Origin of the sequence: uncultured Pluralibacter sp., assembly GCF_913775985.1 — a bacterium.
Classification (GTDB): Bacteria; Pseudomonadota; Gammaproteobacteria; order Enterobacterales; family Enterobacteriaceae; genus Pluralibacter.
Genome location: NZ_CAJYMB010000054.1, coordinates 1 through 10,116, shown reverse-complemented (window position 1 = coordinate 10,116; position 10,116 = coordinate 1). Strand labels below are relative to the sequence as shown.

The 10,116-nt window shown below is 53.4% G+C and carries 12 protein-coding genes; 3 read left to right on the top strand and 9 right to left on the bottom strand.

The window, feature by feature from the left end:
• The 5 genes from QZ766_RS06495 to ycgZ all read right to left on the bottom strand — a co-directional run.
• Positions 1–107, bottom strand: a 107-nt coding sequence (locus QZ766_RS06495; RefSeq protein WP_297199046.1) for a hypothetical protein, incomplete at its 3' end; no start/stop codon positions are given.
• Positions 108–191: 84 nt separating this feature from the next.
• Positions 192–551 carry a helix-turn-helix domain-containing protein gene (locus QZ766_RS06490; RefSeq protein WP_297199042.1) on the bottom strand — a complete coding sequence of 120 codons (360 nt, stop codon included), beginning with the start codon at positions 549–551 and terminating at the stop codon, positions 192–194.
• A 215-nt stretch (positions 552–766) separates the two neighbouring features.
• A complete protein-coding gene (locus QZ766_RS06485; protein WP_297199039.1) occupies positions 767–1,045 on the bottom strand; it encodes a biofilm development regulator YmgB/AriR family protein in 279 nt (92 codons plus the stop codon).
• Positions 1,046–1,082: 37 nt separating this feature from the next.
• The gene (locus QZ766_RS06480; RefSeq protein WP_297199036.1) at positions 1,083–1,415 is read right to left on the bottom strand and encodes a hypothetical protein; all 333 of its coding nucleotides are present in this window, start codon (positions 1,413–1,415) and stop codon (positions 1,083–1,085) included.
• 116 nt (positions 1,416–1,531) lie between these two features.
• Positions 1,532–1,771, bottom strand: coding sequence for a regulatory protein YcgZ (gene ycgZ / locus QZ766_RS06475; protein WP_297199033.1), 240 nt, complete (start codon positions 1,769–1,771; stop codon positions 1,532–1,534).
• 328 nt (positions 1,772–2,099) lie between these two features.
• Here ycgZ and QZ766_RS06470 point away from each other — a divergent pair, with 328 nt between their 5' ends.
• Positions 2,100–3,320 carry a diguanylate phosphodiesterase gene (locus QZ766_RS06470; protein ID WP_297199030.1) on the top strand — a complete coding sequence of 407 codons (1,221 nt, stop codon included), beginning with the start codon at positions 2,100–2,102 and terminating at the stop codon, positions 3,318–3,320.
• A gap of 226 nt (positions 3,321–3,546) precedes the next feature.
• On the top strand, positions 3,547–4,281 hold the full coding sequence (locus tag QZ766_RS06465; protein ID WP_297199028.1) for a MerR family transcriptional regulator: 735 nt from the start codon (positions 3,547–3,549) through the stop codon (positions 4,279–4,281).
• Here QZ766_RS06465 and QZ766_RS06460 read toward each other — a convergent pair.
• Complete coding sequence (locus QZ766_RS06460) at positions 4,269–4,967, bottom strand: hypothetical protein (protein ID WP_297199025.1); 699 nt, start codon at positions 4,965–4,967, stop codon at positions 4,269–4,271. The genes QZ766_RS06465 and QZ766_RS06460 overlap by 13 nt on opposite strands.
• A 268-nt stretch (positions 4,968–5,235) precedes the next feature.
• Between QZ766_RS06460 and QZ766_RS06455 the strand changes: the two genes are divergently transcribed.
• Positions 5,236–6,087, top strand: a complete 852-nt coding sequence (locus QZ766_RS06455; RefSeq protein ID WP_297199022.1) for a MarR family transcriptional regulator — start codon at positions 5,236–5,238, stop codon at positions 6,085–6,087.
• 39 nt (positions 6,088–6,126) lie between these two features.
• Here the strand turns inward: QZ766_RS06455 and QZ766_RS06450 are convergent, their stop codons facing one another.
• The 3 genes from QZ766_RS06450 to QZ766_RS06440 all read right to left on the bottom strand — a co-directional run.
• Positions 6,127–7,302, bottom strand: a complete 1,176-nt coding sequence (locus QZ766_RS06450) for an HlyD family type I secretion periplasmic adaptor subunit (RefSeq protein ID WP_297199019.1) — start codon at positions 7,300–7,302, stop codon at positions 6,127–6,129.
• On the bottom strand, positions 7,299–9,491 hold the full coding sequence (locus QZ766_RS06445; RefSeq protein WP_297199016.1) for a type I secretion system permease/ATPase: 2,193 nt from the start codon (positions 9,489–9,491) through the stop codon (positions 7,299–7,301). Before QZ766_RS06445 ends, QZ766_RS06450 begins: the two co-directional genes overlap by 4 nt.
• Before the next feature lie 173 nt (positions 9,492–9,664).
• The coding region (locus QZ766_RS06440; RefSeq protein WP_297199013.1) for a type I secretion C-terminal target domain-containing protein at positions 9,665–10,116 on the bottom strand (452 nt) is incomplete at its 5' end.

The window sequence follows — 10,116 nt, the reverse complement described above, 5'->3', positions numbered from 1 at the left end:
ATCAGTACCTGCTGCAGCTGATATCCTTCCGGCGCCGTTTGCGCATGCGCGCCGGCTGAAACCCCAAGCGTGGCGGCAACCGCTGCCGCGATAATGGCTCTCTTCATCCTTTAATTCTCCTCAGTGGTATCGATTTTCTGCAAAATGATAAAAATAAACATGAGCGAGCGCGCTCAGCCATTATTCAGGCACTAGCGCTTTAACGCGCTGCCGTACTCACGCATCCAGTCGGCGAGTGCGCCGAGGGCGTCGCCGAGGGTCAGGCCCAGCGGGGTTATCTGATACTCCACCCGCGGAGGCACTTCGGCGAAAACCTGCCGGCTTACCAGCCCGCGCTGCTCGAACAGCCTGAGCTGGCGCGTTAGCTCTTTTTGCGTCACGGGAGACACTGCACGCAGCAGTTCGCTAAAGCGCACCGGGCCGTTAATGACGATAAGCCGATAAAGTATCGGGATTGCCCATTTACCGGCGATAAGTCCGACGAAATCCCGCATCGGGCACGCGGCATCATCCACTTTTTTTTCGCCCGCCCGGGCGTCTGTTTTCGCCATTGCGTACCTCGCTGTCTATTAGTATCCATTTGGTACCTTGTATCTTAACCACACTGATAATCTTATATTGCGATCCCGGCCATTTTTTTGAGGAGAGGAGAAGTGGTAGATGGCGGCGTGGGTAATCTATAGCGCAGAGAGAAAAGCAGCTTATTAAATGCAAAACGCCCCGCCGGAGGGATCCGGCGGGGCGTTACGCTTGAGCGTGGAAAACGTTAGATATCATCCATGGTATGAGCAACCACGATTTCAAGCGTGCGGCGAATGGCATCAGCCATCACCACGTCGTCAGTGGTTTCCAGCGATTCAATCAGCCACAGGATCAGGCCCTTATTAGTAAGGTGCCCATCTGTCGCCATGATGCTGGTGATAGCAGCGGACATAATGGCAGATTCATCAGCCAGACGATCGCCTGCCGTGCGGAAATGTTCTGATAGCGCATTATCAGCAAGGGATTTGTAGATATCGGGATGCGATTGAGTCATCTGTATCATCGTTGGTTCGCCGTGTTGATGGTTATTGACTGTGTAGTCAGTGCATTTTCTTGCCGCTGGAATGTGCAATATTCACATTAAACCGCGGAAAGGCGTTTTGCCTGCTTTCAGCCCGACTTCCTTTGTCAGTAGCGCCTGCGTGTGCGGCCGCTATACCGCCGATCTCAGCGATGATTCCGCTGAGCGCCGCCTGACGGGTAGCATCTTTTTCCGCACGCTCCATCGCAATTAATGCTTTAAGCAAGCTCTGAGTCGTTATCGGGCCGCCAGATTTAAGCAGCGACAGTACCGCTTCACCGATAAGTTCGTCATTGAGGATTTCGTCTTCACTTCTGTTCATAAATGCATCTCTGATTTGCGCTTTGCTCATCGTCCGGAGCGCAAGATTGCCTGTACAGGCTTACGCTCCATTCCTGACCTCCGCGTGACCCACCCTCAGGATGCTCTGCCGGCAAACAGCGGCCGGCAGACATGGGCGTAACTTTATTAACGATCGAACAATAACCCAATGAGATTGTGATAATGGGTTTGTTGCTCGGCATCGTCGGTCTGATCCAGGCGGCTCAGTAATTTGGTACACAGCATTTTACGGCTGAGGGTTTTACCGTCCCGAAGGATCTCAACCACGATCTGTCCTAAGGTTTCTTGTTGAGAAGGCAATGCGCTTTTCGAGAAATAGAGGGCAATTGCACCTGCTGAATCGGGAACATAACCATTCTGACGCATTGTCGTCTCCTGAAGTACAATAAATAGTAACGCTATTAACTAATGTTATACAAGATTAAAACACTTAACCGCCAAGGTGTACAACTTTTTTATTTCAAAATGAACAATTCGTGCTAATGCATTTAATACAATAAGTTATAAAGACAGATTTATCGCTGTAAGCTGTACAACTCGATAAACAGCCTGGAAAAATAACGATACAACCTGCTAAATATACCCTCAAATTTAGTAGCCCTATGTAAATTATTTGTTGTTTTATATGGCTTTTTCACGACGGCATGCTGCTGTTCTGCTATGGTTGCTGAACACTCATCCATCAGGTCAGAAAATGCTTACAACCATCCTGTATCGCAGCCACATTTGTGAAGGTATTACCGTGCAAGCCGTAGAGGAGATGGTTGCGTCCGCCAACGGCAAAAACAGCCATGCAAATGTTACGGGGATCCTGCTGTACAACGGCACGCACTTCTTTCAGCTGCTCGAAGGGCCGGAAGAGAATGTTAAAGAGATCTATCATCACATTTGCAAGGACAGCCGCCACTACAACATCGTGGAACTGCTGTGCGACTACGCGCCCGCGCGCCGCTTTGGTAAAACCGGCATGGAGCTGTTTGACCTGCGAGAGTATGTCCATGAAGACGTACTGCAGCGCGTGCTGGATAAGGGAACCTCTCGCTACCAGCTGAAATATGACGACCGTGCGCTGCAATTTTTCCGCACCTTCGTTGAATCAACCGAAAAAGAGAACTACTTCGAGATCCCCCTCGCCGACTCCTGGGAGTTCGTTGCCGACGATGAGGTACAGCTGCTTCCCCGGCAGGCGGAGGTCGAGGATGACGAGTTTAGCTTTGCATTCCAGCCCATCATCGATCCGCTTTCCCGGGAAATTGTGGCTCTCGAAGCGCTGTTAAGGGCTCGTGACGGCAAATCCCCGGCGGACTATTTTGCATCGCTGCAGGGCGACGCGCTGTACGAAGCGGATTTACGCAGCAAGCGCACCGCCTTTGCGCTGGCGGCAGAGCTGGGCCTTAAGGATCACCCGCTTTCCATTAACCTTCTGCCCCTCACGCTGGTGAAAATTCCCGATGCCGTTCCCTATCTCCTGCAGGAGATCAAGCGCTTCGGGCTTATCCCGGATCAGATAACCATCGAGTTTACCGAAAGCGACGTTATGTCCCGGATTGCGGACTTTAATCGCGCGGTGCGGGCATTAAAGGCGGAAGGGCTCAGAGTCGCGATTGAACATTTTGGCTCCGGCTTTGCCGGCCTGCTGCTGCTGTCCGAGTTTCAGCCGGACAAGATCAAGATCAACCGCTCCTTAATTCAGGATGTTCACAAAAGCGGGCCGCGTCAGGCAATCATCCAGGGCATCATCAAATGCTGTACATCGCTTGAAATCTCTGTCACCGCCGTTGGCGTTGAAAAGGCTGAAGAGTGGATGTGGCTGGAGTCTGCGGGTATTAGCGCTTTCCAGGGAAACCTGTTCGCCAGCCCCGCCCTGCAAGGCATTCCGCTGATTTTGTGGCCTGAGAAAAATACGAATTATTAACTCCCTGCGATCCGCCCGGCGCGGATCGTATCTCCACATTGTGTATAGAATTTATCCCTCTTCGCCCTGCGTTTTTTTAACACAAAAAAATAACCTACCATTATCAACCTGCTAAACGCCCTTTGACATAGGCGAATTCGTTTGTACAATAAAAGATGGGTTGTACAAATAAGTGGACTCGTATTGCGTACAGCTGGATGTACAGGCATGTCGAATGGGGAAGTAAATGGCCTTTTACAGTATTGGTGATGTAGCGGAACGCTGTGGGATAAACCCGGTAACACTGCGCGCGTGGCAGCGGCGCTACGGTTTGCTCAAGCCCCAGCGCAGCGAAGGCGGACATCGTCAGTTTGACGAAGAAGATATTCAGCGCATCGAAGAAATTAAGCGCTGGATTAAAAATGGCGTCCCGGTGGGCAAGGTGAAAGCGCTGATCGAAGGCAGCCAGGCGGTTGTGCTTGAAGAGGGCTGGGCCCCCATTCAGGAAGCGCTGCTGACCGTACTACGCCAGGTTCGCTCGGACGGACTACGCAGCAAAATCAGAATGCTTTCCCGCGAAAACAGCGCCGACACGCTTATCGACAATGTCTTCATTCCTGTCCGACAGCGGCTCAACCGCGACCACAATACGGCTCGCGCCATATGCAGCCTACTCGACGGCGTGCTGATTGAATTTGTCGCTGCCGCCCTCAGCGCCTCCCGTAAAGAACCGGGAAAAGCCGCCCTGCTGGTCGGCTGGGAAACCGACGATCGCACCCTCCTGTGGCTTGAGGCGTGGCGCCTCTCCCAGCACGGCTGGCATATCGACGTGCTGGCCGATCCCCTTCAACAGCTGCACCCGGAGTTTTTCCCCGGACAGCAGATCCTGCTGTGGACAGGCCGCTCCCCGACGCCGCAACAGGAAGAGCAGCTGACACACTGGCGGGAACAGGGGTTTACGGTAACTTTTCATAATAGCTGAGCGCACTGCGCCAGCAATCCGCCCTCGCCGCTGCGGCGCGTTTTTCGCAGCAGCACCTTATCATTGAGCCACTGCTGCATAGCCGACAGCTTTTTAATCCCACTTTTGCGGTGTGCATAGATGGTTTTTTCTGCAACGCCGGAACTGCGTGACAGTACATTAACGGTTTTGCCCTGATAATAATTTAATACCGCATCCAGCTCCGGCGTAGATAGCCCTGCTCCGCTTGGGATCTCCGCTAATTCTTCGGCACAAATGACCTCCTCAAGAAGCGGAAATGGCTTGTTTAATAAGCTTTCCGGGGTCGGCCGCTGGTGGCAATAGCGAATTTTTTTCAGGACTTCAGTATTCTGCACCAGCGCGCTCAGCATTACGTAAAGCCATGCCGGGGGCAGGTGGCTAAAGAGAGTGACATAACATCCTGCAGGTAAACATTTAATGTTTAAAATCAGAAATTTAAGTGTTTCAAGCCGGTTGCATAAGTCACCGGTTAAAAAAACGCAGAGCTGAATGGGCCGTTGCTTGTCGCCGTTGATACTCATGCTTTCATAGCGGAGTACGCTGGCCGCAGTCATTCTTACAGGTAATCCCCCCTGTTGCCGTATAATATTTTCTACCCCAAGCCAAAGATAGCTGCAGGAGGTTATCACTGCATACTTGCATCCCGATATAATTTGGCTCTTCATGTTTAAATATTCTCCTTAATTTAATCATGATAGTGGACATGAAACTTATGATGGCTAATTTTATGTATATAAAAATGTATAGGCATAAAATATTGTCATTACTTTATTATCGCAATATGTATTATTGATACATAATATGCCTTATGATTTTAGAACAGTTGTTTTAGTAAAACGACTGTTTTTATTGTATACTCGTTTTGAACACAATTAAGATAACATCGTTGATTCAATCAATAAACAAAAACATCTTTTTTACTTAGGTAGCTATATGGATAGCCACATCTCCCCAAAGGCGCTTGCTTACAGAAAGGATATCATCAAACGTAACGATAACTTTCTGTCGGCGATTAAACAACATTATTTAATTAATGATGAACTTTATAAAAAACAGCCCCTGTTTTTCAAAACAATACTTCAGGAGTCACGCTTTAATATTGTCCTGGCTATGTGCTGTTTTATTTTTGGTAATCAGGCCACGTCCGTCTCGGAGATAAAATCACTGTGCTCGCGCTATAAAATCGCCAGCCCGAACAGCGTAATTGCCATTATTACTCTGCTCAAAACCACCCAGCGAATCAAAGTCTGGCGCAGCGAAGTCGATCGCCGAAAGGTGCTTCTCACGCCTACGCCCAAAGGTCTCGCCGATTTAAAAACCTATATGGCCAGCGCGCTAATGCCGATAAAATTGCTATATCCGGCACAGAATATTAATATTGACATCCTCGACGATGACAATTTGCGCCACGCGTTTTTCCACCGCGCGGCTGAGTATCTTTTCCGCGGCATCACCTTCCAGAATATATTCCCTGAAGTAGGTATTTTCATCGACAAAGACGGCGGACGGATGATTATGCTGCATCTTTATTTGCAGTCCGTCGACATTATGACCACCCGTGGCGCCGTTATTGAATACTCGGCAAACGCGCTGGCTAAAGCGTTCTTCGTTTCTCGCATTCACGTCACCCGAATTATCAAGTCTGCCGAAGAGCGCGGCTATCTCAAAGAGCGAAAAAATGGCCTTCTGGACATTTACCCCTCTTTTATCGCACTGGTCGAAAATTACGCCGGACTCTATCTGGCTTACGCTACTCACTATTTAAACATTCATCCGCGCAGTTAATTCCGGTGTAAGCCGGGCGGTTAACGCCCGGCTAAGGCACTATCTTTCGCGCAGCGCTTCTTTCCCTTTGTTCAGCGGCTTGATCAAATAATCCAGCACCGATTTACTGCCGGTTTTAATATCCACCGTCGCAATCATCCCCGGAAAAATGGGGAAGGTCTGGTTGTGCTTGTTGGTCAGGTGATTACTTTTAGTACGTATATAAACCCGGTAATAGTAAACATCGCGCTTGACCTCATCCTGCAGGGTGTCCGGGGAGATCATCGTCACCTCCCCTTCCATTCCGCCGTAGATGGAATAATCGTAAGCGGTGATTTTTACCAGCGCCTTCTGACCCGGGTGTATAAAGGCCACGTCGCGGGGGGAAATCTTGGCCTCCACCAGCATCTGATCGTCCAGCGGAACCAGCGTCATCAGCTTGCCGTTGGGCGGGATCACGCCGCCTACCGTTGTCACATCAATGTCCTTGATAATCCCGCGCACCGGCGCCACGAAGGTCAGTCGGGTCAGGGAGTCTTCACGGCCCTTCATCACCGAGCGCTGAGCTTCAATTTCAGCGTTAGCTTTGGAGAGCTCTTCCCGGGAGCGCACGAAGTAGTCGTTCTGCATCTCGGTGATTTTGTTCTCCAGCTCGTTTTTCTGGCGCTGCAGGCGCAGCACTTCCACGTTGCTCGCCGCACCCTGCTTGACCAGCGGTATCGTCATGGACAGCTCGCGCTGGACCAGGCTTACCGCCTGATGCAGGCCCGCCAGCCCTTTCTCCAGACTCTGGCGACGGGACCGATACAGCGCCGTTTCCTGCTTCACCAGCTCCGATTCGCCGTCGAGCTCTTTGGGAAACTTGAGCTCGACACCGTTTACTTCGGCGTTAAGCCGCGCGGCGGTAGCCAGCGCCGCATTGAGGCGCGAGGCGCTTTCCAGCACACCGGACTCGGTTTTGGTGCGGTCCATCTGTGCCAGCTGCTGGCCCATTTCGACGATGTCGCCTTCGTGAACCATGATCTTGTGAATAATCCCCCCTTCCAGCGACTGAACCACCTGCTCATGGGATGAGGGAATGACTTTCCCGCTGCCGGTAGTTACCTCATCAAGGTTGAAAAAGTTGGCCCAGAGCAGGAATGCCGCGAGCATCCCCGATATGCACCAGGCCACCAGCATGGACGACGGAAGAGCATGTTCGCGCAGGCGGCTGTTAAATCGCGTAAATTCACTCATACCGTACCCGCCGTAGTATTCTTGACCTGTGCCGACTGCTGCATAGTGACGGTGCGCTGTGGCACAGCGGCCGTTTTGGTAATGCCGTGCTGGCTCAGAATGGCCTCTTTAGGACCGTCCATAATGATCTTCCCGCCCTCCAGCACGATGATGCGGTCGACCAGTTCAAGGATCGGCAGCCGGTGGGTAGCCACAATCAGGGTCCGCTGCTGCCCCAGCCACTGCTTGAGGTGCTGAATAAACTGCTTCTCGCTCACTTCGTCGAGCCACGCCGTTGGTTCATCCAGCAGCAAGATATTTGGCGAGGTCAGCAGCGCGCGCGCCAGCAGCAGCGACTGCCGCTGCCCGCCGGACAGCCCCGCCCCGCCCTCGCTGATCAGGTAATTAAGGCCCACTTTCTGCTTGCGGACAAAATCCAGCGCGCCGCTGATGGTCAGCGCCTGGTGAATTTCTTCATCGCTGGCCAGCGGGTTGCCCATCACGATATTGTCGCGCACCGAGCCAAAGAACAGCCTCGCCTGCTGACTCAGCAGCTGCATATCCCGGCGCAGATCGGCGGGATCGAGGTGGTTCAGGGTGATGTCATCGAGCTGGATAACACCCTGCTGCGGATCCTGCATCCCGGCCAGCAGCTGCAGCAGCGTGCTTTTCCCGGATCCGTTACGCCCCAGCACGGCAATGCGCTCGCCGGCGCGGATCTGCAATTTGGGCAGGGTCACCACGTTGATTTTTTCTTCTTCGTCGTAGTAAAAGCTGACGTTCTCAAGATGGTAATTGCCGCGCAGGTGCGCCTTGTGAACGCGCTTGCCGTGCAGCGGATCGTCAATGGGCTTCTGCATCAGGTCGTCAAGCCCCTTGCGGGCGACTTTCGCCGACTGCCAGCGGGAGAGCACGCCGGAGATCTGCGACAGCGGCGCGATGGTTCTTGACGCGAGAATGGACGTACCCACCAGCGCACCGGTAGTCAGGTCGCCGGCGATCACCAGATAGCAGCCCACCAGCAGCACCACGGCGTAGACAATGGACTGCACTTCCTGGGTCCAGGTCATCAGCAGGCCGGTCAGCCAGCGCTGCTTCATGCCGACGGTCGCCGCCACGTCGTTACAGTTGTTCCACTGGTTCTGAAAACGCTGTTCGGCGCGCATCAGCTTGATGTCCTCCAGCCCCTGCACCACTTCAACCAGGGTGGCGTTGCGGATGGCGGATTCGCGCATCCCCTCGCTGGAGAGCTCGCCGAGCGGGCGCTGCACCAGCAGGCCGGGGATCAGCAGTAGCGGCACCGCCAGCAGCACCACCAGCACCAGCGGGCCGCCGATCATCCACAGGATGAAGACGAACAGCAGGAAAAACGGCAGATCGGAAATGGCAGCAATGGTGGTCGAGGTGATCAGCTCACGCACCGACTCCAGCTCGCGAATTTGCGCGATAAACGATCCGGTGGATTTAGAGCGCGCGCCGTTTTTGATGCGCATCGCGTGGGCAAAAACGCGCTCGGAAATGCGCAAGTCGGCGCGCTTGCCGATTTTGTCGGAGATGTGGACGCGCAGCATGCGCATCGTAAATTCAAAGCCGATAGCCAGCATGACGCCGCTGAACAGCACCCACAGCGTCGGTTCCGACTGGGAGGGCACAACCCTGTCGTACAGCTGCATTGAAAACAACATGCCGGACAGCGCGAGGACGTTCGCCACCATCGCCACCAGCATAATGTCGCCGTAGCGACGCCAGTCTTTTAGCGCCAGCTGCCAGAACCAGTTTTTTTCGTAGGGTTTAATGTATTCGTCAACGCGGGCATCCGGTACGGACTCCAGCGGGCGCAGCACCACGATACCTTTCAGGCGGCTGCTCAGCTCTTCGAGGGTCAGCACCGTTTCAAGGCCGCCGTCGCCGCTAAACTGGACGCTGACCTTCTCTTCTTTGTCCATGCGGTTGATAACCGCAATCTGTCCGCCGGTAAATTCGCCGATCAGGGGAAGTCGCCAGGGATCGAGCAGCGAGGCGTTAGCGGGCACGATGCGAAAACCCAGCCCGAGCTGGCGCGCCATATCTTCCAGCACCTGCAGACGCGGGGACTGGCTTTCGTGGGTAATGGTGACCCGAACGTGCTCCTGGGAAAAATCCAGACGATAGTGTTTTGCGATAATGAGCATGGCCTGCAGCCACGGCTCATAAAGGGGGTGTGTTGTCATAACTTACTTCCTGTCGGGCCCGTGCTGGCGCCTCAAAATGATATCCATGTCCAACAGCCGGATTCTTAAAAAAGGGCGAATCCGGCTACCAGAATATCAGAAATTTCTTACTAACTGTGCGGATTAATAAAAAAAACGGGCAGAGGATCGCTCCCCCGCCCGTTGGCCGTTTACTACACCACTAACAGCTGGTGGTTAGCCAGCAGCGTGGCAAGGTCGGTCTGCACACCGTTGAGGGTGACAACCTCGGTCGGATTGAAATTGCCGCCGGAACCATCGCGGTCAATCTGGATGATGGTGTTGCTGCCATCCGTCGTGACCTTGATGTAGTCCATGATATTGCCCGCACCGGCATCGAGGGTTGCTACACCGTCGAGATAGTGCGCCGAACCGTTGCCGGTATAGCCGCTACCCTGAAGCAGGTCACGCAGGTCGATACGGTCGGAGTCCGCCGTACCTTCCCAGGTGCCCACGGTGAAGCCGTTAACCGTGTCGTGGCCGTTACCGCCGGTGGCATCCGCTGCGTTGATGAGCTTGTACAGCAGGGTATCGTGACCGCCGCTACCAATGTTAAAGGTATCGTTGCCGCCGCGGCCTTCGAACTGGTTATTACCACTGTTTCCGG